Raw genomic sequence first — 25,395 nt, 5'->3', positions numbered from 1 at the left:
CCCGACTCCCGGCCCCCCGACTCCCGGAGAGGCCCGCTGACCGCATGGGGTTCCTGGACATCCTGCTCGGCCGCAGCAAGCCCGTCGCACCGGACCTCGACCGGCTCTTCGGGCTGCCGTCGGCGGCGGTGACGCTGGAGGCGGCGGCCGGTTTCACCCCGACCGGCACGGGTGCGGTGTGTTTCGCGTCCGTGGAGGGCGCGGCCTTCGCCGAGGCGCACCAGGAGGCGCAGGCCCTGCTCGACGCGGACGCCGACCGGTCGGGACCACCGGTGGAGGTCAGCCGGGACGAGTACGGATACTCGTGGCTGGTCTCCCGCCGCTCCGCCGACGACCTGCCCGCCCTGGTCAGCGATCTGCACGCGGTCAACAGCGCCCTGGAAGGCACCGGGTTCGGGCCCCAGCTGCTGTGCTCCGTGGTGGCGTTCGAGGACCGCGAGCGGCGGCGGCTCGGCCTCGTCTACCTCTACAAGCGCGGCACCTTCTATCCCTTCGCCCCGCTCGCCGGGGCGGGCGAGCGGCGCGACAACGCGCTGGAGCTGCAGATCAAGGCGGTGCTCGCGAACGACCTGCGGATCGAGGAGGACCTCGGCCGCTGGTTCCCGATCTGGGGCGCGCCGGGGCTGTGACGCCCTGGCAGCCTCGGGAACCCCGGAAGTCCCGGCGCGCCCCGGGAACCTCGGCAACCCTGGGAGCCTCAGGAGCCTCAGGAACCGTAGAGGCTCCCGGGCGGCCCGGAATCACCGGCTCGTGTGCGTGAACTGCCCGACTGCACCCTGTCCGATATCCCTATAAAGTCGAACGAAATCGACATAAGGGGTGCCCTCATGAGCAATCTGTTCGTCGTGGCCTACGACGACGTGGCCACCGCCGGCCAGGTGCGCGACAAGCTGTTCGAGCTGTCCAAGCAGCACCTCGTGGAGCTGGAGGACGCCGTCGTCGTCGAGCGGCACGAGGACGGCCGGATCAAGCTGCACCAGGCGGTCAGCCACACGGCGGTGGGCGCGGCGGGCGGTGCTCTGTGGGGCGGTGTCATCGGGCTGCTGTTCCTGGCGCCGCTGCTGGGCGCGGCGGTGGGGGCGGCGGCCGGAGCGGCCGGCGGGGCGGTGACGGACACCGGGATCAACGACCAGTTCATGCGGGACCTCAGCCAGAACCTGCGGCCGGGCGCCGCCGCGCTGTTCGTCCTGGTGAAGCAGGCGGCCGGGGACAAGGTGGTCCCGCAGATCGCGGAGTTCGGCGGCGAGCTGGTGCAGACGTCGCTGAGCCAGGAACAGGAGGACGCGCTGCGCGACGCGGTCGCGGCGGCCCGGTCGAAACCGGCGGGCTCCCCGGCTCCGGCGGCCGGCACCGACCAGACGCCGGGGGCGGACACGGCGGCGGCGTCCGGGGCCGGGGCCGACGGTACGGCCGTATCCGGGACGGGCGATGCGGCGACGGCCGGGACCGGGGCCGGGACGGGCGGCGGTACGACGACGGCCGGGGCCGGGACGGGGCGTACTCCGACGGCCGGGACCGGGGCCGGGACGGGTGGTACTCCGGCGGGCGGGGCTGCGGCTGCTCCGCCGAGGACGAGCACGGTCAAGGCGGAGGCCGGGGGCACGGGCACGCCGCCCAAGCCGGCGCCCCCGAAGCCCGGCCCGCCGAAGCCGGCGCCGCCCGCGCCGAACGCCGGGGGCGCGTCCGCTTCCTCCTGAGGCCCGCCGGTACCGGCTCGGCAGCCGGGGGCCGGCTGAGCCGGTACCGGAACCCAGGTCCAGCGGGGGCGACGACCACCTCCCGGGCCACCTCCGCCAGGCGCCGCCGCGCGGCCGGGGCTGGCCGTGCTGTGAGCGTGCGCGGCCGTGCTGTACGTATGCGCGGCTGTGCTGGGGCTGTCAGATGCCGGGGGTCGCCGGGATGACGCCGGCCAGGACCGCCGCGCCGAGTGCCGTGTGGTCGGCGGCGGTGCGGTCCGCGTAGCGCAGCGCGAACTCCGCGAGGGCGCGGTCGAAGGTGTCGGCACCGCCGAGGTAGGCGGCGATGGCGATGCGGTCGCCGGAGCGGGCGTGCGCGCGGGCCAGCGCGGTGCCGCACAGTCCGGCGTAGCGGCGCAGCTCGCCGGGGCCCATGCCGGCGATGTCCGCGCAGCCCTTGGTGTCGCGCAGCCGGCGCCAGTAGAAGGCTCGGCCCTCGGGCCCGGTGGTCCAGCCGAGGAAGATGTCGCCGGCGGCCTGCATGAGCCGCTGTCCGGCGACGATCCGGCGCCCCGGGTGGAGGTAGGGCCCGCTCGGCAGGTGTTCTTCGAGGACGGACCGTCCGGCCTGCTTGATCTGGAGGAGCAGCGGATCGTCGGCGTCGCGGCCGGCGAGCAGCACGATGAAGCAGCGGACGCCGACGCTGCCCACGCCGACGACCTTGCGGGCGGCGTCCACGAAGCGGTACCGGTCGAGGAGCAGCCGGCGTTCCTCGGAGAGCGTGGAGCGGTAGTCGCTGAAGATCTTGCGGAGCGCGGCCAGGTCGAGGGTTCCGGCCGGTTCCAGCAGGGGCGGGTCGTGGACGATCCGGGGACGTCCGTCGACGGTCTCCACGAGTTTGCCGAGCGCGTGCAGGCTGGTGCGCCGGCGGGCCCGGGTGAGGGTGGCCTCGGCGCGCCGGCGCCGGCGTCCGGAGCGGACCAGCGGCAGCAGCAGGTCGGCGTCGATGTGCTGGTACCAGACGGTCAGTTCGCCCTGCCGGGCCAGTCGGCGCATGGCCTCGCGGTAGTGCCCGGCGGCGGCCCGTGCGGCGGCGAAGACGTGGTCCTCCCCGTGCCCGTTCTCGCGGGCGGCGACGGCGACACTGGCGGCGAGGCGCTTGACGTCCCATTCGAAGGGGCCGGGGAACGTCTCGTCGAAGTCGGTGAGGTCGAAGAGGAGGGAGCGCGCGCGTTCCGGGGCGGCGTGCAGGCCGAAGTTCAGCAGGTGGGCGTCGCCGCAGAGCTGGACGGTGAGGCCGGTGTGCGGCTGCGCGGCCAGGTCGGCGGCCATGACGGCGGCGGCTCCGCGCAGGAACGCCGCCGGGGAGGCGGCCATCCGCCCGTACCGGACGGGCAGCAGTTCCTGGAGCCGGTCCCGGCCCTGCCGTTGCAGGACGCCGACCGGGTCGGGGCGGTCCGCGGCGGGGATCCAGGTGCCGTGCGCGGAGCGGGAGACCCGCTTGCGGGCCGCGCGTCCGCGGGCGGCCCGGTCCGCCGAGCCGGCCGTGACGCTGTCGCGGAGCACGGCCGTCAGTGCCGCACGGCGCGGGCGACGGTGGTGTCGACGTCGCCGGTGAGGGCACGGTTGCTGCGGGCGGTGGCGTCCTTGGACGCGTTGGCCGCGACGTCGTTCAGCGTGACGACGGTGGTGTCGAGGAGGTTGCCGCTCTTGTCGCGGAAGTCGACCTGGACGACGTAGGACCTCGCCGAGTCCGTCGGGTTCGACGCGGTCACCCGCGCGGTGGCGCGGCCGTCGGAGTCGGGGCTCGCCGTGCCGTCGAGCTTCACCTCGCTCTTGGCGTCCGCGCCGTCCTTGAACTCGTCGAACCTCCGGCCGGCCTCGGCGGTCGCGGAGGCGAGGGCGTCACCGGCCTGGGTGGCGGCGGACGCGGCCCGGGAGGCCGCCGAGGCTGCCCGGGAAGCGGCGGAGGCGGCCCGGGAGGCGGTGTCGGAGGGGCTGCTGTCGTCGGAGCAGGCGGTCAGCGACGCGGCCAGGGCGGCCACCGCGGCGGCGGCCAGGATCAGCCGGACCGGTCCTCGTACGCCGTTGCCTCGCATCGCGTCTCCCGCTGTGGTCCTGGTCCGCCTCCGGTCCGCTCGTCGCGGTGGCCCCAGTCAAGGCCGCGGGCCCGGCCGGCGCATGCCCGGAGGGGACGAACGGGTGAGCCGCGTCCCGTGCCGGGCGGCCGTCCGGGAGGATGGCGCCGCAAGGGCCGGGGCCAGGCCGGGATGACGAAGGCCGGGGGCCGTGGGCCGGGAGTGGACGGGGACGGAGGCGGCGTGGTGGTGGGGAATCCCCGGCACATCGGGGTGGCGGAGCGGCGGGCACGGCTGGCACTGCGGCAGCGGCTCGCGCCGTCCGCGCGTGCGGTGCGGCCCGAGGAGGTCGCGGACTCGCTGGTCGCGTTGCACGGCACCGACCCGGCGACGGTGTATCTGGCGGTGGGCGCGCGGCTGGTGGACGCCGGGGTGACGGTCGCGGAGGTCGGCCGCGCGCTGTACGAGGACAGATCGCTCGTGCGGATGCACGGCATGCGGCAGACGGTGTTCGTGTTCCCCGCCGCGCTCGCCGCCGTCGTGCACGCCTCGACCGGGCTCGACATCGCGGCGAAGGCGCGGGCCGGACTCGTCAAGGACGTGGTCACCGGCAGCGGCGGCCGGCTGACCGAGGCCTGGCTCACCGAGGTCGAGGAGTCGGCACTCGCCGCGCTGGGCCGCCGAGGCCAGGCCACGGTGGACGAACTCGCCCGGGACGAGCCGCGGTTGAGAGAGCAGTTCACCTACGGCGCCGGGAAGAGTTACGAGGCTGCGCAGACGGTGTCGTCGCGGCTGATGCGGGTGCTCGGCGTCGAGGGCCGGGTGGCCCGCGGGCGTCCGCTGGGTTCGTGGACGTCGAGCCGGTTCCGCTGGGCGGTCGCGCCGCCGCATCCCCGACTGGCGCCCGCTCAGGCCCGGTCCGAGCTGCTGGGCCGCTGGCTCACCGCGTGCGGGCCCGCCACGGAAGCCGACCTGAAGTGGTGGACGGGCTGGAAGGTCACCGACGTACGGCGGACGCTGGCCGCGATCGGCGCGGTGACCGTGGCGCTGGACGACGGGGTCACCGGGTACGTGGCGGCGGACGACGAGGAGCCGGTCGCCGCGCCGGAGCAGCCCTGGGCCGCGCTGCTGCCGGGCCTGGACCCGACGCCGATGAGCCGCCGGGAGCGCGACTGGTATCTCGAACCGTCCCTGCGGGCCGCCCTGTTCGACCGGAGCGGCAACGTGGGCCCGACGGTCTGGTGGAACGGCCGGGTGATCGGCGGCTGGGCTCAGCGCCCCGACGGCGAGATCGTCTGGCGCCCGCTGACCGGGGAGGGGGCGGGGGCCGACGCGCGGGCGGCGGTCGAGGCGGAGGCAGCCCGCCTCCAGAGCTGGGTGGGCACGACCCGCGTCACCCCGCGCTTCCGGACCCCGCTGGAACGGGAGTTGTCGGCGGCGGACTGAGGGGAGACGTCCCTCGGGGCGCGGGTGCGGGCCCCTACCGGGCGGGGTCCGGCGGAAGTTCCCCTGTCGAGTCCCGGCGACGGGCCGTCGCCGGGACTCGACAGGGCCCCTCAGCCTGCACCGGACGACCGGAACGGCCGTGACGGTGCCGGGAATTGGCGGTGCCGGGCGCCCTCGACGTACGCGGGGCACCCGGCACCAAGGAGTCGGCGCACCCGACCCCTGTGCGGGCGGGACGCCTCAGCGGGCGTACCTCATCAGGGCCCGCACCATGTGGCACGTGGTGTCCGACGGCGGGTGCACGCCGATGAGCTGGGCGGCGCTGCGGATCGTGTCGTCGCGGGCCTGGTTCGGCACGTACACACCGGAGTCGAGCAGGGCGATGGCCAGGCGCATCGCCTTGAGCCGGCGGTTGTGCGTGACGTACCAGTCGCGCGGGCGGCCCGGCGGCAGCGGGCGCTTCTCGACGGGCTCGTACGGCAGGTCCAGCAGGACCGCCCTCTTGGCGGTGGACTGGGTGGGCAGCGGCTTCAGTGCGGCAGCGGGCACGGGCATCCTCCTGTCGCGTCAGGACCCCTCCGGACCACCCGGCGGGACCCTCGAACACTGCTTCCAGTCTACTGCCCGCCACTGACATCCAGGGAGCGCGAGAGAACATCAAATGGGCAGGTGAGAAAGGGGATTGACGTCGATCCACCTCCGATCCGGGAGGGGCGCATGGGGCGGTAATAATTCGAACAGCGGGAGAGTGCCGGGGTCTGGGATCGGGGCCTGACGGGGGCGGCGATCGAACCCGGGGCGCACCGCGGGACCACCCATGCCCGCCGGCCGCCCGCCGCCAACCCGCCCCAACTCCCCTGTGACCCAGGTTACTTACGAGGCTCACGTCACTGTTGAGCATCCGCGTCCGGTGTCCCGTACATAGCGGCGTAACGCTCCCCCCGCACAGGAGGCGCGCATGTCGCGTAGGAGAACGCTCAGCACCAAGAAGAAGATCGCCCTGCTGACCGGCGCCGCGGTCGTGGCCGGGGGCGGGGCGTTCGCCCTCGCCGCCACCTCGAACGCCGCGTCCGTGCAGAACGCGCGGACCTCGACCGTCTGCAAGGGCCTCGCCACCGCGCTCGGCAACAACCAGAAGTTCATCGCGGACCAACGGGCCGCCCCCGACGCGCAGTCGGCGGCCCGGATCGCCAACCGCGAGGCCGTCATCGCGCAGATCAAGGTGCAGCAGGAGGCGTCCGGCTGCGAGGTCGGGGAGTCGGCTCAGGACTCCCAGACCGCCCCGCAGCCGGGCCAGTCCGCCCCGGCCGAGGCCGCGCCCGCACCCTCCGCCCCGGCACAGGCGGACCCCGCGCAGACGGCCCCGGCGCAGACCGCGCCCGTCGGCAACGGGGCCGGCGCCGCCACCGGGCAGCAGGTCTGCACCGGCTCGACGGTCACGCTGTCCGGCGAGGGCGGCGCACCGGCCGCGTCCAGCAACCAGTTCCCGGCCGGGACGAAGCTGAAGGTCACCAACCTCGACAACAACAAGTCCACGACCGTCGAGGTCACCTCGGTCTCCGGAAGCTGTGTCCTGCTGAACAACGCGGCCTTCGAACAGGTCCGGGAACCGGGCAAGTTCCTCATCCGCAAGGCCCGGATCGAGAAGGTGGGCTAGCCGGGCGGCGGACCGAGGCCGAGGGTCAGGTCGAGATGTAAGTCGAGACCAAGGTCGAGATGTAGGTCGAGATGTAGGTCGAGATCAAGGTCGAGATGTAGGTCGAGGTCGAGGCCCTGTCGTCGCCGGTTTCCTGCGGGCCGGGGGCGACAGGGCCTTCGCGTACGCCGGGGAGCGGGCCGGAACGGGACCGTATCCCCGTATCCCGCCCATATCGCCGCCACCCCCATCGCATACGAGCCGCCCCCGGCCCGGGGCTTCCGGAGGCGGGCCGGCTCGCCGGGCGGCCCGTCGCGGTTGCGAACGCCCGCGCGCGGCCCGGCGTCCGGGCGGACGGGTGAGACGGGACACACGCGGGGCGGGTAACACGGGGTTCACACTCGGGCAATGGCCGGGAAACCGCCGGTTGACAGGCTGCCCGCATCTCCAGCGGCGTCCCGGTGCCGCAGCGCCGCAGCACCCGCAAGTGCGCCTCAAGACACACCCCGAAGGATGTGGCCCGTGACCTTCAAGGCTGAGTACATCTGGATCGACGGCACCGAGCCGACGGCCAAGCTCCGTTCCAAGACGAAGATCCTGGGCGACGACGCCAAGGGCGCGGAGCTGCCGATCTGGGGCTTCGACGGTTCCTCCACGAACCAGGCCGAGGGCCACGCCTCCGACCGCGTACTCAAGCCGGTGGCCAGCTACCCGGACCCGATCCGCGGCGGCGACGACGTCCTCGTCATGTGCGAGGTCCTCAACATCGACATGACGCCGCACGAGTCCAACACCCGTGCCGCGCTCGCCGAGGTCGCCGAGAAGTTCGCCGCCCAGGAGTCGATCTTCGGCATCGAGCAGGAGTACACGTTCTTCAAGGGCAGCCGTCCGCTCGGCTTCCCCGAGGGGGGCTTCCCGGCCGCGCAGGGCGGCTACTACTGCGGTGTCGGCGCGGACGAGATCTTCGGCCGTGACGTCGTGGAGGCGCACCTGGAGAACTGTCTGAAGGCGGGTCTCGGCATCTCCGGCATCAACGCCGAGGTCATGCCCGGCCAGTGGGAGTTCCAGGTCGGCCCGCTGTCGCCGCTGGAGGTCTCCGACCAGCTCTGGGTGGCCCGCTGGCTGCTCTACCGCACCGCCGAGGACTTCGGCGTCTCCGCGACGCTCGACCCGAAGCCGGTGAAGGGCGACTGGAACGGCGCGGGCGCGCACACCAACTTCTCCACGAAGGCGATGCGCGAGGGCTACGACGCGATCATCACCGCGTGCGAGTCGCTGGGCGAGGGCTCCAAGCCCCTGGACCACGTCAAGAACTACGGCGCCGGCATCGACGACCGTCTGACGGGCCTGCACGAGACCGCCCCGTGGAACGAGTACTCCTACGGTGTCTCCAACCGCGGTGCCTCGGTCCGTATCCCGTGGCAGGTCGAGAAGGACGGCAAGGGCTACATCGAGGACCGCCGTCCCAACGCGAACGTCGACCCGTACGTGGTGACGCGTCTGATCGTGGACACCTGCTGCACCGCCCTGGAGAAGGCCGGCCAGGTCTGATCCACCGCACACCCGTGAAGGGGCGCCCGCCGGACCGGCGGGCGCCCCTTCCGCGTTCCCCTGCCGCGTTCCCTTCCCCGTCGCCCGTCCGCGTTCCCCGTCCGCCATCACCGTCAAGTTCACGCCAAGGAAGCGTCCGGTCCGTGAGAGGAGTCTGCTGCCATGCCCCGCCTTCTGCTTCAATGGGGGCATGGCCAGCTACCAGAAGTGCATCGCGACGGGTCGCCATGACCTCGAGCCCTTCTGGCCTTCCCGTCAGCACCACGATTTCGACCGGGTGTGTTGCCGCGCGACGAACGCGCCGGCCCTCTAAAGCCGTACACCCCGGCCTTCGGCCAGCGCGCACGACGTACGTCCTCGACGGCTCCGACCACGAACTCGCGGTCGTCGACCTTCCCGACGAACTCCTCGCGCGAAAGAGCTGACCTCTCATGGCGACCACTCGTTCCTTCTCCTCCGTAGCGACGGCTCCCACCCCCTCGACCGGCCCGGCACGGCACCGACTGCGTGCCGTCGACCGGGACGAGGTGGTCGACGTCGCCGACTTCCTGCCGCCGGGCGCCACCTGGCTGCCCGCTCCCCCGCACACGCTGCCGGTGCTGCCCGGCCAGCCGCCGATGATCGGCTACCTGGTCCTCGTGCCCGCCGACCAGAAGCCCCTGCTGCCGGTGGCCGTACCGGACCAGGCGGTCCCGGACCGCGCCGAGCCCTCGGTCACCGGGGCCGGCCCGGGTGCCGGGACCGCAGCCGGCGCCGTCGAGCCGCTGGTGCGCATCGACGCCGTGCGGCGCACCGCCGAGGTCGACGGGCGGGTCCTGGACCTCACCTACCTGGAGTTCGAGCTGCTCGCGCATCTCGTGCGGCACCCGCACCGGGTGCACACCCGCGACCAGCTCGTCTCCACGGTGTGGGGGTACGGGCACGTGGGCGACGGGCGGACCGTCGACGTCCATGTCGCGCGGCTGCGCCGCAAGCTCGGGGCACAGCACCGGCAGGCCATCCAGACCGTGCGCCGCGTGGGCTACAAGTACGCGCCGCCGACGGGCCGTTGAGCTGTACGCCGACGGCCGCTGACACAGCGCTCGACGGACCGCCGGCGTAGACCGGACCGGCTGCCGGCGTGAACCGGACCGGACGCCGGCGGAGAGCGGACCGGCCACCGGCGTAAACCCGGACCGGCCGGTTCCCCGGGGCGGCTGTCCTCGGCGCCCTGGGCGCCGGATCTTCTCTCGGCAGATTCCTGTTCCGCCGGCCGGGCCCGGCGGGCAGAGTCCTCCGTATGACGCGGAGACTACTGATGCTGGGCGGTACGGAGTTCGTGGGGCGCGCGGTCGTGGAGGCGGCGCTCGGCCGGGGGTGGGAGGTCACCGTCTTCCACCGGGGCCGGAGTGAACCGCCGCCCGGGGTGCGGTCGTCGCGGGGCGACCGCACCGAACCGGACGGGCTCGCCGCCCTCGCCGGCGCCCCGGACACCTGGGACCTCGTCGTCGACACCTGGTCCGGGGCGCCGCGCGCGGTCCGGGACAGCGCGCGCCTGCTGGCCGGACGGGTGTCCCGGTACGTGTACGTGTCGAGCTGTTCCGTGTACGCGTGGCCGCCGCGGGCCGGGTACGACGAGGACGCGCCGCTCGTGGAGGGGGCGTCGGCCGATGCGGAGGCGACCGACTACGCGCGGGACAAGCGGGGCGGGGAACTGGCCGCGCTCGACGCCTTCGGCGCGGAGCACTCGCTGCTCGTGCGGTGCGGGCTGATCCTCGGGCCGTACGAGAACATCGGGCGACTGCCGTGGTGGCTGAACCGGATCGCGGCCGGCGGACCCGTGCTCGCCCCCGGGCCGCGTGACCTGCCGGTCCAGTACGTCGACGTACGGGACCTCGCGGAGTGGACGCTCACGGCGGCCGAGTCCGGGCTCGGCGGCGCGTACAACCTGGTGAGCCCGCGGGGGCACGCCACGATGGGTGAGCTGCTCGACGCGTGCGCGAAGGTCACCGGAGGCCGCGCGGAGCTGCGGTGGACCGACCCGGAGACCGTACTCGCCGCCGGGATCGAGCCATGGACGCAGTTGCCGGTGTGGGTGCCGCCCGCGAGCGAACTGCACGGCGCGCTGCACTCGGTGGACGTCTCGCGGGCGGTCGCGTCGGGCCTGCGCAGCCGCCCCGTACGGGACACGGTGGCCGACACCTGGGCCTGGCTCCGCGCCCGGGGCGGCACGGCCCCGCAGCGCCCCGACCGCCCCACGGTGGGCCTGGACCCGGAGGTGGAGGCGAAGGTGCTCGGCGGGTGAGGAAGGCACGACCAAGGCCCGCCTCGCCCGGCCGTGCGCCGGGTCGGGCTGGGCCGGGCGGGGGTCCGGGTCGGGTCGGGCCCGGGTCAGGTCAGGCCCGGGTCGGATCAGGCCGGGTCCGGCCGGGTCGGGTCCGGCGGGCCTCGGGGGGGGTGCTGCCCCCACCCCCGGCCGGGGGCTGGGCCCAGTGACGGGGGTGCCGGGGGACGCGAGACTCGGGGGATGGAGACACGGGGATTCGGGATGCGGGGGACGGCAACGACGGGGTTCGCGGCGCGGGCCCGGGAGGCCTTCGTGGCCGGGGTGCGGGGACTGGTCGTCGCGGTGACCGGGCCGGCGGGGGCGTTCGGACTGTCCTTGCTGACCCTCATGTCCCTGCTGCTGGTGCCGTTCGGCGTCGGGATCGTCACGACGCCATGGGTGCTGACCGGCGTCCGGGCCTTCGCGGACACGCGGCGGCTGGCCGCGGCCCGCTGGTGCGGGGTGCGCATCCCGCCCGCCTACCGGCCGCTGCGCGACGGCGCGGGCCCCTGGGAGCGCTGCTCCGGGATGCTGCGGGACCCGGCCACCTGGCGGGACCTGCGCTGGCTGCTGTTCGACATGACCGGCGGGTTCGTCACGGCGGTGCTGCCCGCCACGCTGGTCTTCTACCCGCTGGAGGGCTTCGCGCTGGCGCTCGGCCTGTGGCGGGTGTTCACCGACGGCACGTACGTCGGCTGGTGGTACGGCTTCGTGCCGGTGTCCGGTCAGGGCTCCGCCCTCGCCGCGGGTGCCCTCGGCGCCGTACTGCTGGCCGCCTCGCTCTGTCTCTCACCGCTCCTCCTGAAGGCCCACTTCCTCGCGACGCGCGCCGTGCTGGCCCCCGACGAGGGTGAACTCAGGGAACGCGTGCGGGTGTTGACCGCGTCACGACGGGACGCCGTGGACACCTCGGCCGCCGAACGGCGCGGGGCCGCTCGAACGGGGCGATCGCGGCGCGGCTCGTCGTGACTGAATTTCAGTCAAAAAGCGTCCTCAAACCTTTTCACCGAGATCAACTCCCGTGAATTCGGGGGCTTCTGGGCCCATTGTGTCCGAATTGGCCTCACGAAGTCCCAAGATTTTCCGGGGTTTCTGAACACCCCACCCGCCCCGTGCGTATGAAATGGAGCCGCTTCACTCCTGTCGGGCGCCCTCGATGCCCCGCAAGGAAGTCAGAGGAGTTCCATGGGACGCAACATACGAAAACGCCGTTCGCCGCTGGCCGTTCGCGCCATCGCCGCGTCGGCAGCGCTCGCGATCGGCGGGGGTGGGCTGGTCTGGGCGAACTTCTACGCCTCGGCGCACGAGGAGAACTCGTCTCCCAACACCACGAAGGCCGCCACCGCCCAGGTGGCGACCATCAGCTGTCCAGACGTCGGCCAGAAGCTGACCAATGTGCCGAACCGGGCCCGGGGTGAGGTCGACGGCGAACTCGCCACGCTGGACCAGCAGATCACCGCCGCCTACCAGCGGCTCGCCACCACCCGTGACGCGCAGACGAGGGACGCGAGCTTCGTCCAGAACGCCATCCTCGGCCCGCTGCGGAACAACCGGTCGGTGATCATCGACCGGATCAAACTGGAGATCAGCCGGGTCGGCGGCACGGTCCCGTCCTCGCTCGACACCCTCTCCGCCTGCACGGGGACGCCCGCCAACCAGACCAACGCCGGCTGGGGCAACAACGGCCAGAACAACGGCGGCCAGAACAACGGCGGTCAGAACAACGGTGGTCAGAACAACGGCGGGACGGCCAGTCCGGCCCCGTCCGCCGGCGACCAGCAGGGCGGTGGCCAGCAGGGCGGCGACCAGCAGGCGGGCAACGGCGGCCAGGCCGGCAACGGCCCCGTCGCCACCGACTTCGTCGACATCACCAAGGTCCAGCCGAACGTGGCGCGCAAGGCGCGGACCCGGGCCGGCGGTTCGACGGGCACGTTCACCACGTCCTGTGGCGTCAACGCGAACAAGAAGTTCAACACCGACAACGTGATCGTGGCGCCCGGCGTCAGCAACGGCGCGCACCACCTGCACGACTACGTCGGCAACCAGTCGAACGACGCGTTCGCCAGCAACGACACGTTCGCCGCGGCCCAGACCTCCTGCGCCAACCAGGGTGACAAGTCGACGTACTACTGGCCGGTCGTCCGTATCCAGAACGGTACGCAGGACTTCGACCAGAACAACGACGGCGGCGGCAAGGAAGGAAACGTCGGCCAGATCCAGCAGGTCAGGCAGGCGCAGATCAAGTTCGTCGGCAACGCGCGGAACAAGGTCGTCGCGATGCCGAAGTTCCTGCGCATCATCACCGGTGACGCGAAGACCACCACCAACGGCCTCGCGAACGCCAACGCCCACTGGTCCTGCACCGGCTTCGAGAACAAGGTGCAGCTCACCGAGCAGTACCCGATCTGCCCGCGCGGCAGCACCGTGGTGCGCACCTTCGCCTTCCAGAACTGCTGGGACGGCGTGAACATCGACAGCGCCAACCACCGTACGCACGTGGCCTTCGCGGACGCGCAGGGCAACTGCGCCAATGGCTTCAAGGCCATTCCGCAGCTCACGATGCGCCTGGTCTACGGCTTCCGGGCGCCGACCCTGGAGAACGGGCAGATCAAGAACGCCTACGCGGTCGACGGATTCCCCGAGCAGCTCCACAAGCCGGCCACCGACCACGACGACTTCATCAACGTCTTCGACGACAACCTGATGAACAAGATGGTCAATTGCATCAACAAGGGCCAGCGTTGTAGGTGACCCCCATGAGAGAGCGGGTGGCGGGATTCTCCCGCCACCCGCTCTCTTTTGTGCCCGCACGGGTCGCTCCCGCGGTCTCCTGTGCCCGAGCGGGGTGCTCCCGGCCGGGCGCGGGATCAGCCGTCGTGCTCGTGCCCGCCGTGCGAGGCGTCGGCGCCGTGTGAGGCGTGGGCCCCGTGCGAGGCACCCTGCTCCAGGCTTCCGCCGAGCGTGCCGCGCAGGCCGGTCACCAGTTTCCGGTCGCCGACGGCGACCCACTTGGCGCCGACGAGATACGAACCGCCGTAGTCCTTCGCCCCGTTGAGCCAGTCGCGCTGGCCCCGGTCGGTGGCGAAGGTCGCCAGGATGAACTTGCCGCCGGCCACCTGGCAGACCCCCTGGCGGATCTCGTCCGCGTCGGTCTGGATGTCCGGACGGCACTTCACCTCGGCCGCCAGGTCCTCCAGGCTGCCGGTCGCCGTGGCCGGGACCGTCTCCCGCGCGGTGCCCGCCTTGTCGTCCGGTCCGCCGCCGCAGCCGGTCAGCGTCAGCAGTACGGCCACGGCCGCCCCGGCCAGCAGCCTCTCGCGTGTCACCCTCATACGTTCCTCCGGTACCTGTCGGCGCTCACGCCGAAGCGAGCCCCGGCAAGGGCTCTGCCTCCGATACGGCTCCGGGCCGCCGTCTGCTCAACCGGGCGCCGTCTTTCACGCCGGGAACCCGATACCGCCGGTGGCACGGCTGTGCGAGGGTGTCCCTCGTGAACGAAGACTGGGAAGAGCGTACGGCGGCGGCCTGGGCCACTTTCGACTCCTACGAGGAGGAGCGGGCGGCCGACTTCCGGGCGGTGATCGACGCCCTGGTCGCCGAACTGCCCGCCGACAGCCCCCTCGGCCCCTTCGAGCGGGCCTGCGCCTGGGACTCCACGGGCCACTCCGACAAGGCGGTACCGCTCTACCGCGAGGCGCTCGACCGTGGCCTGGCCGGATACCGGAAGCGGCGCGCCAAGATCCAGCTCTCCAGTTCGCTGCGCAACCTCGGACAGGCGGACGAGGGTGTCAAGCTCCTCACCCCCGAACTGGTCGCGCCCTCGGACGAGTTGGACGACGCGGTGCGCGCCTGTCTGGCGCTGTGCCTCGCCGACCTCGGCCGCGAACGCGAGGGCCTGGCCCTGGTGATCGGCGCGCTGGCCCCTCATCTGCCGCGCTACCAGCGGTCGATGGCGAACTACGCCCGCCTGCTGGTGGAACCCGAGGAATCCGGGGCCTGATCCGGAACCTGGGCCTTGACCTGATCCCTGGCCCGATCCCTCGCCTGATCCGGGGCCTGAGCCTTGGCCTGATCCCTCGCCTGATCCGGGGCCTGAGCCCGGCGGGGCGGCAGGCGGGCGGCAGCGGGGCGGCGGGCGCGGGGCCGGTGACCATCCACCCGTTCGCTCGTTTTGCTGAACGTGCAGTCACAGGATGTAGCCCAACGCCCCGCACCCTCCTCCGGAGCTGTCGTCGACGTCGAGCAGGCCGAGGCCGCCCTCGTCGAGCACTACCCGCGGCTGGTCCGGCTCGCCTATCTGGTGCTGCCGCCGAGCCTCGGCCGCAACCGGCGGGTCCTCACCGCGCACGCCCTGGTCCAGCGGGCACTGCCGCGCGGCCGGTCCTCCGGCGACGCCTCGGTCATCCCGGCCCAGCAGGGCGCCGGCGGCCGGGACGGCGACCCGGGCTACGCCCTCGTACGCCTCCAGGTGGTACGGACGGCGCTGGAGGCGGGGCTGCCGCTGCGGTGGCGCGCGCTGCCGAAGCGGTCCCAACTGCCGCCGCTGCTCCCCCAGGTGTGGGGTCTGCGGCTGTTCCCGCGCTCGGGCGGCGCCGACGAACTCGCCCTGGACCAGCGGCTGTCCGCGCTCTCCGGGCCGGCCCGCGCCGCGTATGTGCTGCGCGGTCTGGAGCAGCTGGCGGACCCGCAGCTCCGCAAGGTGCTGGCCGCGGCGGGCGCGGCGGACCCGGCGGCGGCGCTGAAGGAGGCGGCCGGGGTCCCGGCCGGGGACGCGCTGCTCGCCTCCCCCGAGTTCGACCCCTGTTCCCTGCACGCCCGCCCCACCGACCTGATGCGGCGCCGGCAGCACATGAAGGCCGCGCTGGCCGCCGCGGCGGCGCTGGCCGTGTGCGGGGCGCTGCTCGGTCTGCCGGGCGGCGGCTGGGGCCCGGACGGCGCCGCGGCCCCCGCGTACGCGCAGAACCCGGCCGCCGAGGCCGCGTTGAACCCGGCCCGCCTCGAACGGGTGGCCCCGGCCGCCTGGCAGTCGTCCGCGCGGCTGGACTTCTCGGTGTGGCCCGCGCGCGGCAACCTGGTCAAGGACACCGGGCTGCTGCGCCGCGCGCTCGCGGTGTGGGCCCGGCCCGGCGAGTCCGTGCAGGTGTCGGCGACGCCCGGCACCCCGTCCGGCGCCCCGGCCGGACCGCCCCAGCTGCTCTACGCGGGCGATGTCGACCAGGCCCGGGTGGTGCTCCTCTACGACGGTCTGCGCATCGTCCGGTACGCGGAGCCGAAGGACGGCACGAGCGGCGCGGCCCTCGACTTCGCGCGGGCCGACGGGGCGGGCCGGGCCGAGTCGAGCGCGCTGGTGCTGAGCCGCGCCGACGGCAACGTCCGCTATCTGACGGCGCCCTGGGTGAAGAAGGCCGCCGAGCGCGATCTGCTGAAGCCGAACACCGGCACCATGGACCTCACCCTGTCCGCCGACGGCTCGGCCTCCCCGCTGGCGGGCCCGCCGCAGACCGGCGCGTGCACGTCGTGGAACGTGCTCCAGGTCTCCGACGGTTCGGGCACCCGCCTGCTGAGCGACCTCGGCGAGCTGATCCCGGCCCATCTCACCGCGGGCCGGCCCGGCGCGCCGCAGGAGGCGACGAGCGCCGCGAACCTGCGGGGCTGGGCGCCGTACGCGTGCTCGCTGGCCTCGGTGCGCTCGCAGGGCGTGCGGTCGGTGAACGCCTGGCAGTTCGCGGAGCAGCCGCTGCCCGACGCGAGCGGTGCGGCGACCTGGGTGTGCACCCGCGCGGACACCTGGCGGGGCGGCGGCACCCGGGTGCTGGCCCAGTTCCGTACCCCCGGCGGGACCTACGGGGCGGTCGCGGCGAAGGCCGAGAACTCGCCCGCGTGCGGCTCGCGCGACCCGCATGTGCTGGCCGGTGTGCTGTGGAAGTCGGCCGCCGGGTCCTGGTATCTGCTCGCGGCCGGCAGCCGGGACACGGCGTCGGTCACCGCGAGCGGCGGGGTGCGCGGCTCGGCGCGGGGGCCGCTGCTCGCCGTGCGGACGAAGGAGGGGGCGCAGGCCCGGCTGTCGGGGACGCTGGCGGACGGGCGGGGTATCGGCGGACTGCGCTGACCCGACGCGATCCCGGCCGCCCGGCGCTGCCGACCACCCCGCCCGGCGCTGTCGGCCACCCCGACCGGCCGCTGTCGGCCACCCCGACCGGCCGCTGTCGGCCACCTCGGGCGGGGTGGCCGGCGGCGCCGTTTCCGTGCCGGACTGCTGACATTGTCGTAAACAAGTGGGCGCAGAGGGGTTCTCCGCGGGCTTACCCGTCAGTACATTGACGCCATGTCTAACACGCAGGCCCGGCTGCCCCGGCCGGTCGAGTCCGAGTGGACGGCGCTCAAGGCGCGCAAGGTGTCGTTCTCGTGGGACGACACACCGCTGCACTGGGTGCCGGACGATCCGTTCGCCACGCACACCATCAACGTGCTGCATCTGCTGCTGCCGGCCGGTGAGCGGTGGTTCGTGCACGTCTACAAGCAGGTGCTGCCGCTCATCCGCGACGAGCGGCTGCGCGCGGACGTCATCGGGTTCATCGGCCAGGAGGCGATGCACTCCCAGGCGCACGACGAGGTGCTGCCGCATCTCAAGGAGCTGGGGCTCGACCCGACGCCGTACACCGCGCAGGTCGACTGGCTCTTCGAGAAGCTGCTCGGCGACCGGACCCTGCCGCCCGGCAAGGCGCGCCGGTGGTGGCTGCTGGAGCGGGTCGCCCTGATCGCGGCGATCGAGCACTACACCGCCTTCCTCGGCGACTGGGTGCTCAACGCGACCGAGCTGGACCGGCGCGGCGCCGACCCGACCATGCTGGACCTGCTGCGCTGGCACGGCGCCGAGGAGGTAGAGCACCGCTCGGTGGCCTTCGAGCTGTTCCAGCACGTCGACGGAAGCTACCGGCGGCGGGCCCGCACCTGGGCGACCGCCTTCACCGCGCTGGTGTTCCTGTGGCAGCGCGGGGCCCGGTTCTTCATGGAGAACGATCCGACGCTCGCCGACGGCCGCGCCACCTTCAAGGACTTCTACGTCGCCGGACGGCGCGGGGTACTGCCCTCCACCGGGGCCATGCTCCGGTCGATCCCGCGCTATCTGAGCCGCGCCTACCACCCCTCCCAGGAGGGTTCCACCGAGCAGGCCGTCGCCTATCTGGCCTCCTCCCCCGCCGCCGTGGCCGCCTCGCGGGCCGAGAAGGGCGCTGGTGCCGCGTGATGCCCAGGATGCGGACCGTCGTCGCGGTCGCCGGTACGGCCCTGCTGGTGCGGCGCGCGCTGCGCCGCCGGATCGGGGCGTCGCCGCTGTGGCCGATGCCCGCCCTGGAGGAGCCGGTCTCCGGGCGGCCCCGCTCGCGCGCCCTGCGCCTGCTGGTCACCCGGCACGAACGGGTCGCGGACGGCGTGGTCCAACTGCGCCTGGAGGGAACGGATCTGCCGCCCTGGGAGCCGGGCGCCCACCTCGATCTGGTGCTGCCCTCGGGGCTGGTCCGGCAGTACTCGCTGTGCGGCGATCCCGAGGACACCTCCTCGTACACCGTCGCGACCCGGCTGGTCGAGGACGGGCGCGGCGGGTCGCGTGAGGTGCACGAGCAGCTCCAGGAGGGCATGGAGGTCGAGGTGCGCGGGCCGCGCAACCGCTTCCCGCTCGTGGACGCCCCCGGCTATGTGTTCATCGCGGGCGGCATCGGCGTCACCCCGGTCCTGCCGATGCTGCGGGCCGTGCGGGAGCGCGCCGACTGGCGGCTGCTGTACGGCGGCCGGACGCGGGCCTCGATGCCGTTCCTGGAGGAGATCGAGAAGCTCGACCGCGCCCGGGTCACCGTGGTCGCCGAGGACGAGGACGGACTCCCGGACCTGGACGCCCTGTTGGCGGACCTTCCGGCGGGCACGGCGGTCTACTGCTGCGGCCCCGAGGGGCTGATGGCCGCGGTCGAGGCCCGGGTCCCCGAGGGCGGCACGCTGCACCTGGAGCGGTTCACGGCCCGGGCGCCGGGCTCCGGCGACAGCTCCTTCGAGGTCGAACTGCGGCGCAGCGGCCGTACGGTGACCGTCCCCGCCGGCTCCACGGTCCTCGCCGCCGTCCGCGCGGAACTCCCCGACACCCTGTACTCCTGCGAGCAGGGCTTCTGCGGGACCTGCCAACAGCGGGTCCTGGAAGGGGAGATCGAGCACCGGGACGAACTCCTGACGGACGCGGAGCGTGACGACTCGATGCTGATCTGTGTCTCCCGCGCGCGGGGGGAGCGCATCGTCCTGGACATGTGAGCGCCGGCGCACGGACCGGCCCGTTCCGGGCCGGATCCGATCGGTAAGGTGTTCGTATGACAACCGGGGTACGCCGCAGGATGGGTGTCGAGGAGCGACGGCAGCAGCTCATCGGCGTCGCCCTCGACCTGTTCAGCCGACGCTCGCCCGACGACGTCTCGATCGACGAGATAGCCTCCGCCGCGGGCATCTCGCGCCCGCTGGTCTACCACTACTTCCCGGGCAAACTCAGCCTGTACGAGGCCGCGTTGCAGCGGGCGGCGGACGATCTCGCGGGCCGTTTCGTGGAGGCCCACGAAGGCCCGCTCGGGGCGCGGCTGCTGCGGGTGATGCGCCGGTTCTTCGACTTCGTGGACGATCACGGGCCCGGTTTCGCCGCATTGATGCGGGGCGGCCCGGCCGTCGGCTCGTCCACCACCAACGCGCTGGTCGACTCCGTCCGGCAGGCCGCGTATGTCCAGATCCTTTCGCACCTGGACGTACGGCAGCCGCCGGCCCGGCTGGAACTGGTGGTCCGCTCCTGGATCTCGCTGGTGGAGTCGACCGCGCTGATCTGGCTGGACGGGCGGCGCATCCCGCGCGGCGAGCTGGAGGTGCAGCTCGTGCACGACTTCGCCGCGCTCGCGGCGGTCAGCGCGGCCTACGACGACGAGGTGGCGGCCCTGCTGCGCAAGGGACTTGAGGGCGAGCCGGGCGACGGGCCGTTCAGCGACCTCCTGGTCCGGCTCATCGCCCTGGCCACTCCGCCCGCCCGATAAGGGCGCGGACGCGAGCCCCGGGGGGGACCTCCCGAACCACCCGGCCCCGCCGGCCGGGTGGGCCGGACGGGGCGGGTGACGGGTCCTGGAACGCCAGGGCGTGGTGTTCGTTCAGGCGGTGGTGTCCGGTCAGGGGGTCCGGGTGAACACCGCCACCGTGCGGGCCGGGACCGTGAAGGTGCCCGAAGTCCGCGCGTAGGAGGCGGACTTGACGACCGGGTCGGCGCCCTTCGCCTGTACCGGGTGCAGCGCGTACGCCGTCCCGGCGAGGGAGGCGACCGTCTGTTCCCGCTTCTCGGGGGTCGCGTTGAAGACGATCACGAGGTCACCGAGACGGGCGGTGATCACTCCCGGGGTCTCCTTGGCTCCGGAGAGCGGGAAGGACAGTTTCGACTGGACCTGGGCGGCCGTGGCGAGCGAGAAGACGTCCTCGCCGGTACGGATGCGCTGGAGGTCCCGGTAGGCGGCGGACGCCCCGTCGATCTGGGCGCAGCCCACCGAGACCGAGGTCAGCAGCGGCTTGGCGTAGGGCCACTTGGCCTCGTTGTCGGCGGCCGGCGGCAGCCCGCGGCCGAAGCCGTTGCCGTCCCGGCAGTTCCAGTGGATGGCGTTGAACCAGTCGCCGCTGTCGTAGGAGTTGCGGTCCAGGGACTTCGAGCGCAGCAGGTCGGAGCCGGCCTGGGAGAGGGACGGGCCCTGCGAGAGGGTGGCCGTCGCCATCGCGAGGACCTGCGCCCGGGCCCGGTCGGCGGCGCCGGTGGCCGCGGGCAGCTTGTAGGTCAGCGCGTCGTAGAGCGACTCGTTGTCGTGCGCGTCGGCGTAGGCGAGCGCGTCGCCCGGGGCCTTGGCGTACCCGGCGGGCTGGCCGTTGTAGTCGACCTCGGCGCCGGTGACCCGCTTGCCCGCGGAGTCGGTGAAGCGGTAGTCGGCCAGGTTGCCGGTCAGGCCGACCTTGATGAGGTCCTGGTAGTGCAGCAGCCGGGCCTTCTGCTCGGCCGGAGTGCCGTTGGCGGGCGAGGAGTTGGGGTCGGTGTACAGGCCGGAGGCGAAGCCCTGGACTCCGGGGTCCTCGTCGAAGGGGCTCCCGCCGCGTACGGCGTCACGGGCGCGGTCGGAGAAGGTCGCGATCCCGGTCCCGGCCATGTTCTTCTGGGTGGCCTGGACGAAGCGGGCGTCGTCGGCGACCTCGCCGAAGTTCCAGCCCTCGCCGTACAGGACGATCTTCTTGCCGTCGACGCCGTCCTTGGCGGGGGTGAGCGCGTCGAGGGCCTTGCGGACGGCCAGGATGTTGGCCTTGGGGTGGTGGCCCATGAGGTCGAAGCGGAAGCCGTCGACCTTGTACTCCCTGGCCCAGGTGACGATCGAGTCGACCACGAGCTTGCCCATCATGGCGTTCTCGGGGGCCGTGCCCGCGCAGCAGGTGGAGGTGGCCACGCTGCCGTCGGCCATGAGGCGCTGGTAGTAGCCGGGGACGATCCGGTCGAGGACGCTGGTGGCGGCCTGGCCGCTCGCGGCGGTGTGGTTGTAGACGACGTCCATGACGACCCTGAGGCCGTCCTCGTTCAGCGACTTGACCATGTTCCGGAACTCGACCGTGCGCCCGGTGCCGTCGGGGTCGGTGGCGTAGGAGCCCTCCGGGACCGTGTAGTGGTAGGGGTCGTAGCCCCAGTTGTAGGCGTCCTTCGCGGCGGTCTTCGCGACGCACTCCTGCTGCTTGTCGGAGTCGGCCGGGTAGGAGGCGAGGTCGCAGCCGGGGCTCGCCTGGTCCGCCTTCCTCTCCGGGACGGTCGCGAGGTCGAAGGCGGGCAGCAGGTGCACGTAGGAGGTGCCGGACGCGGCCAGTTCGCGCAGGTGCTTCGAGCCGTCGCTGTTCTTGTCGGTGAAGGCGCGGTAGGTGCCCCGGTCCTTGGCGGGGACGGTTCTGTCCTCCACCGAGAAGTCCCGGACGTGCAGTTCCTGGATCTGCGCGTCCCTCAGCGGCACGGCCGTGGGCTTCTTCAGCGCGGACCAGCCGGAGGGGGCGAGGGACGTGGCGTCCAGGTCGGTGACCAGGCTGCGTTCGGAGTCGGCGGTCAGGGCGACCGAGTACGGGTCGGTGACCTTGTTGGTGACGAGCTTGCCGACGGTGGGCGCCCACACCCGCACGGCGTAGCGGTAGGACTTGCCCGTCCAGGACCGCTTGCCGGTGACGGACCAGACGCCGGTGGTGTCGTTCCGCCGCATGGCGACGGTGCTGCCGTCGAGGTCGAGGCTCACCGACCGCGCGGTGGGTGCCCACACGGACAGGGTGGGCACGCCGTTTCGGAAGACCGGCCCGAGTCGTGCGGTGCGCGCGTCGTACAGGTCGTCCAGGACGCCGGCGGTCTGGACGCCGGTGGCCGCGAGGACGGCGCCCGTCGCCGCGCGCTGCGAGGCGACGAGCTGGCCGCCGAGCGCGGCGCGGACCCTGCCCCGGTCCCGTGGGTCGACCGACCAGGCGGTGTACGTCTTCAGGTGCGGGAACCTGGCCTTCTGGGCGTCGGTGAGGGTGGTCTTCTCCAGCCGCAGCCAGCGTTCGTCGTCGCTGGTCAGCGTCCCGTCCTTGACGGTGATCGAGCCGTCGCGGGAGGACAGGAGCTGGGTGGAGACGGCGGCGTCGGAGCCGTTCCAGGCGACCGTGTCCCGGTCGATCCAGATTGCCTTGGAGGTGGTCAGGTCGAGGGCGGCGGCACTGCCCGCCGGCTGCGGGAGCAGATAGGCCTCCTGGCCGCCGAGCAGCCACACCTCGTGGCCGTTCGCGGTCAGGTCGAGGGACTGGTCGGCGGGCAGGTCCTTCTCGTCGCCCTTGTGCAGGATGTAGCCGAGGCTGGTCGCGCCCTCGGCGAGCGGCACCTCGAAGACGGCTCCGTAGGCGTCGGTGCGCACCGGCTGGAGGGGCTTGGTCCAGTCCGTGGGGGTGGCGGCCCCGGTCCAGGTGTGCAGGCCCCAGCCGGTGTAGTCGCCGTCGGCGCGGTGGTAGTGGAGGACGGCCTTGGTCTTGTCCTGGGCCGGCAGGTCGGGCCGTTCGGTGCGGACCTGCTCCTTGCCCTGTTCGAGCCAGACCTCGCCGGTCTTGGTGACGTCGATGGTGCGGTCGGTGGCGACGTCCTTGGTGCCGTCCTTGTCGATGACCAGGAAGCCGACGCCGGACGCGCCGGGCTTCAGCTTGACGTAGGCGAAGGCGCCGTAGGCGTCCCGGCCGATGAAGTCGTGTCCCTCGGGCCAGGTGGTCGCCTCACCGTCGGCGAGGTCGCCCCAGGCGTACAGCCGCCAGTCGGTGTAGTCGCCGTCGGGGCGCTTGTAGTGGACGACCGCGTAGTCGCGGGAGGAGGCCGTCGGGATCTCGGCGGCGGGCGGGGTGCCGGTGACCGAGGCGGCCGTCGCGCTCGCGGTGCGGCCCGCCGGGTCGATGACAACGGCCTTGTAGCGCAGGGCTGTTCCGGCCGGTACGTCCTTGCCGATGGTCTGGGTGACCTTGTACGGGGCGTGGTCGGCCGAGCCGAGGACGCGCCAGGATCCGTTGCCGGTCTGGGCGGCGAAGACGACCCGGTCGAGGCCGCCGCCGTCCACGTCCGCCGTCAGGTCGACGGTGCCGGTGGCTCCGGCGTCGGGGGCCTTGAGGGTCAGGGCCGGCTTCGAGGCCGGGGCGGCGAGCCGGCCGGCGGCCTTGAGGACGATCGCGGAGCCGGCCGGGACGGTGACGGTGATCTTCTTGCCGGCGTCGCTGCGCACCGAGGCGGAGGTGCCGTAGATCCCGTGGAAGTCCATGCGCGCCGAACCCGTGGCGAACGTGGCCGGTCTGGCCTCGTCCGCGTTGTTCACGGCGACCACGTACTCGGTGCCGGACTTCGCGTCGGTGCGGGAGAAGGCGTACACGCCCGCTCCGTTGGCCGCGTACCGCTCGGTCTGCACGCCGTCCGCGAGGGCCGGGTTGGCCTTGCGGAGCTTGGACAGGGCGCTGATCTGCCGGTAGAGCGGGGCGCCGGGGTCGTAGGCGTCGCTCGCGTGGGTGCGGTCGGTGCCGATCTCGTCGTCGTCCAGGTAGTCGGCGACCTTGGAGGCGAACATCGTCTGCCGGGCGTCCTTGTCGCCGCCCGAGCCGGTGAAGCCCTGTTCGTCGCCGTAGTAGACGACGGGGTTGCCGCGGCTGAGGAACATCAGCTCGTTGGCGAGCCGGTCCTTCCTCAGCAGTTCGGCGTCGGTCGCCTTCGGGTTGTCCTGGTTCAGGAAGTACCCGATGCGGCCCATGTCGTGGTTGCCGAGGAAGGTGACCTGCTCGTACGCGTTGGCCTTGTCGGTCGTGTACTTGTAGTCGTCCCCGAACACGGACGCCAGCTTCTTCGCGCTGCCGCCCTGGGAGGCGTACGAGCGGGCCGCGTCCTGGAAGGGGAAGTCGAGGGTGGCGTCGAGGCGGCCCTCGGTGACGTACGGGGAGGTGACCGAGGTGTCGGCGGAGTAGACCTCGCCGAACATGAAGAAGTCCTTGCGGCCGTGCCGGGCGGCGTACGCGTCGAGGGCGGTCGCCCACTGCGTCCAGAACTCCATGTTCACGTGCTTCACGGTGTCGATCCGGAAGCCGTCGATGCCGAAGTCCCTCACCCAGCGCTGGTAGATCTTCTCCATGCCGCTGACCACCTCGGGACGCTCGGTCCACAGGTCGTCAAGGCCGGAGAAGTCGCCGTAGGTGGTGGACTCGCCCGCGTAGGTGGAGTCGCCCCGGTTGCTGTACATGGTCGGGTCGTTGAGCCAGGAGGGGACCTTGGCGTTCTTCTTCGCGGCGGGCACGGCCGGGGTGCGCGGGAAGGAACCGGCGTCCACCGGGGGGAACTTGCGGGTGCCGTCGGCGTAGTCCGCGTCGTCGAAGGGGCGGCCGTCCTTGGTCAGATAGGGGAAGGCGCCCTTGGAGAGGTAGTCGTAGGACTTCTCGCGGTAGTCGACGATGTCGGCCGTGTGGTTGGTGATGACGTCGAAGAAGACCTTCATGCCCTTGGCGTGGGCCGTGGAGATCAGCTTCTCCAGGTCCTTGTTGGTGCCGAAGTGCGGGTCGACCCGGGTGAAGTCGGTGATCCAGTAGCCGTGGTAACCGGCCGAAGCTCCCCCAGAGCTCAACGCCTGGGAGGTGCCCCCATTGGCGGTGCCCTGGACGGGCTGGTTCTTGAAGATGGGCGCCATCCAGATGGCGGTGGTGCCGAGGCCCTTGATGTAGTCGAGCTTCCTGGTCAGGCCCTTGAGGTCGCCGCCCTGGTAGAAGCCCTTGTCGGTGGGGTCGTAGCCGGTCGACAGCCGCGAACCGGTCAGTCCGCCCTCGTCGTTGGCCTTGTCGCCGTTGGCGAAGCGGTCCGGCATCACGAAGTAGAACTGGTCGCGGGTGGCGTCGTGCCGGGCGGGCTCGGCCGCGAGCTTCGCGTCGGACGGGGGGGCGGGCGGTGTCGCGGCCCGCGCGGCGAGGGGTTGTGCGAGCGATACGGCCAGTGCGGCGGCGAGGACGGCCGCGCGCAGCCGGGGACGGCCGGAGCGGCGCGCCGGCCCTCTCGGTATCAGGTCCACAGCGGTGAACTCCTAGGGATGACGGCGTACTCGGGTCCGACCCCGCGCTGCGTTGCGGCTTCGGTGCCGAACGCCCGCGTGACCG

General features: G+C 72.8%; 18 protein-coding genes and 1 pseudogene. 14 read left to right on the top strand and 5 right to left on the bottom strand.

Annotated elements, in window-relative coordinates; genetic code table 11:
* Window positions 1-44: 44 nt before the first annotated feature.
* Complete coding sequence (locus tag AB0912_RS19330; protein WP_366701194.1) at window positions 45-629, top strand: hypothetical protein; 585 nt, start codon at window positions 45-47, stop codon at window positions 627-629.
* 198 nt (window positions 630-827) lie between these two features.
* Window positions 828-1,697, top strand: coding sequence for a DUF1269 domain-containing protein (locus AB0912_RS19325; RefSeq protein WP_366701193.1), 870 nt, complete (start codon window positions 828-830; stop codon window positions 1,695-1,697).
* A gap of 180 nt (window positions 1,698-1,877) precedes the next feature.
* Here AB0912_RS19325 and AB0912_RS19320 read toward each other — a convergent pair whose 3' ends face one another.
* Together AB0912_RS19320 and AB0912_RS19315 are read right to left on the bottom strand one after the other, a co-directional pair.
* Complete coding sequence (locus AB0912_RS19320; protein ID WP_366701191.1) at window positions 1,878-3,242, bottom strand: DUF2252 domain-containing protein; 1,365 nt, start codon at window positions 3,240-3,242, stop codon at window positions 1,878-1,880.
* A gap of 5 nt (window positions 3,243-3,247) precedes the next feature.
* Entirely contained in the window at window positions 3,248-3,775 is a 528-nt protein-coding gene (locus tag AB0912_RS19315) for a hypothetical protein (protein WP_366701189.1), read from the bottom strand.
* Window positions 3,776-3,997: 222 nt separating this feature from the next.
* Between AB0912_RS19315 and AB0912_RS19310 the strand changes: the two genes are divergently transcribed.
* On the top strand, window positions 3,998-5,200 hold the full coding sequence (locus tag AB0912_RS19310) for a winged helix DNA-binding domain-containing protein (RefSeq protein ID WP_366701187.1): 1,203 nt from the start codon (window positions 3,998-4,000) through the stop codon (window positions 5,198-5,200).
* Between the two features lie 240 nt (window positions 5,201-5,440).
* Here AB0912_RS19310 and AB0912_RS19305 read toward each other — a convergent pair whose 3' ends face one another.
* Window positions 5,441-5,749, bottom strand: a complete 309-nt coding sequence (locus AB0912_RS19305; RefSeq protein WP_366701185.1) for a hypothetical protein — start codon at window positions 5,747-5,749, stop codon at window positions 5,441-5,443.
* A 409-nt stretch (window positions 5,750-6,158) separates the two neighbouring features.
* On the opposite strand from AB0912_RS19305, the gene AB0912_RS19300 reads away from it, so the two are divergent.
* The 6 genes and pseudogenes from AB0912_RS19300 to AB0912_RS19275 all read left to right on the top strand — a co-directional run bounded on the left by AB0912_RS19300 (window position 6,159) and on the right by AB0912_RS19275 (window position 13,443).
* The gene (locus tag AB0912_RS19300) at window positions 6,159-6,857 is read left to right on the top strand and encodes a hypothetical protein (protein ID WP_366701183.1); all 699 of its coding nucleotides are present in this window, start codon (window positions 6,159-6,161) and stop codon (window positions 6,855-6,857) included.
* 501 nt (window positions 6,858-7,358) lie between these two features.
* A complete protein-coding gene (glnII, locus tag AB0912_RS19295) occupies window positions 7,359-8,387 on the top strand; it encodes a glutamine synthetase (protein WP_366701181.1) in 1,029 nt (342 codons plus the stop codon).
* Between the two features lie 431 nt (window positions 8,388-8,818).
* Complete coding sequence (locus AB0912_RS19290) at window positions 8,819-9,439, top strand: winged helix-turn-helix domain-containing protein (protein ID WP_366701179.1); 621 nt, start codon at window positions 8,819-8,821, stop codon at window positions 9,437-9,439.
* A 245-nt stretch (window positions 9,440-9,684) separates the two neighbouring features.
* Window positions 9,685-10,671, top strand: a complete 987-nt coding sequence (locus tag AB0912_RS19285; RefSeq protein ID WP_366701228.1) for an SDR family oxidoreductase — start codon at window positions 9,685-9,687, stop codon at window positions 10,669-10,671.
* Between the two features lie 243 nt (window positions 10,672-10,914).
* Window positions 10,915-11,619: pseudogene (locus AB0912_RS19280) on the top strand (sensor domain-containing protein); the annotation flags it as partial.
* Window positions 11,620-11,877: 258 nt separating this feature from the next.
* Window positions 11,878-13,443 carry a DUF1996 domain-containing protein gene (locus tag AB0912_RS19275; RefSeq protein WP_366701177.1) on the top strand — a complete coding sequence of 522 codons (1,566 nt, stop codon included), beginning with the start codon at window positions 11,878-11,880 and terminating at the stop codon, window positions 13,441-13,443.
* A gap of 116 nt (window positions 13,444-13,559) precedes the next feature.
* Here the strand turns inward: AB0912_RS19275 and AB0912_RS19270 are convergent, their stop codons facing one another.
* A complete protein-coding gene (locus AB0912_RS19270; protein ID WP_366701175.1) occupies window positions 13,560-14,024 on the bottom strand; it encodes a hypothetical protein in 465 nt (154 codons plus the stop codon).
* Window positions 14,025-14,182: 158 nt separating this feature from the next.
* On the opposite strand from AB0912_RS19270, the gene AB0912_RS19265 reads away from it, so the two are divergent.
* The 5 genes from AB0912_RS19265 to AB0912_RS19245 all read left to right on the top strand — a co-directional run bounded on the left by AB0912_RS19265 (window position 14,183) and on the right by AB0912_RS19245 (window position 19,745).
* Window positions 14,183-14,692 carry a tetratricopeptide repeat protein gene (locus AB0912_RS19265; RefSeq protein ID WP_366701173.1) on the top strand — a complete coding sequence of 170 codons (510 nt, stop codon included), beginning with the start codon at window positions 14,183-14,185 and terminating at the stop codon, window positions 14,690-14,692.
* Between the two features lie 180 nt (window positions 14,693-14,872).
* Window positions 14,873-16,801 (top strand): hypothetical protein, encoded by a 1,929-nt coding sequence (locus AB0912_RS19260; RefSeq protein ID WP_366701171.1) that lies wholly within the window; start codon window positions 14,873-14,875, stop codon window positions 16,799-16,801.
* Between the two features lie 216 nt (window positions 16,802-17,017).
* Window positions 17,018-17,938, top strand: a complete 921-nt coding sequence (locus tag AB0912_RS19255; RefSeq protein WP_366701169.1) for a metal-dependent hydrolase — start codon at window positions 17,018-17,020, stop codon at window positions 17,936-17,938.
* Entirely contained in the window at window positions 17,938-18,987 is a 1,050-nt protein-coding gene (locus AB0912_RS19250; protein ID WP_366701167.1) for a PDR/VanB family oxidoreductase, read from the top strand. Before AB0912_RS19255 ends, AB0912_RS19250 begins: the two co-directional genes overlap by 1 nt.
* A 56-nt stretch (window positions 18,988-19,043) precedes the next feature.
* Complete coding sequence (locus AB0912_RS19245; protein ID WP_366701165.1) at window positions 19,044-19,745, top strand: TetR/AcrR family transcriptional regulator; 702 nt, start codon at window positions 19,044-19,046, stop codon at window positions 19,743-19,745.
* Between the two features lie 129 nt (window positions 19,746-19,874).
* On the opposite strand, the gene pulA is transcribed toward AB0912_RS19245, so the two are convergent.
* Window positions 19,875-25,304 (bottom strand): pullulanase-type alpha-1,6-glucosidase, encoded by a 5,430-nt coding sequence (gene pulA, locus AB0912_RS19240; RefSeq protein ID WP_366701226.1) that lies wholly within the window; start codon window positions 25,302-25,304, stop codon window positions 19,875-19,877.
* Window positions 25,305-25,395 lie beyond the last annotated feature (91 nt).

This window comes from Streptomyces sp. NPDC007084, from assembly GCF_040703595.1.
Classification (GTDB): domain Bacteria; phylum Actinomycetota; class Actinomycetes; order Streptomycetales; family Streptomycetaceae; genus Streptomyces.
This window is presented reverse-complemented; position numbering and strand designations above follow the sequence as displayed.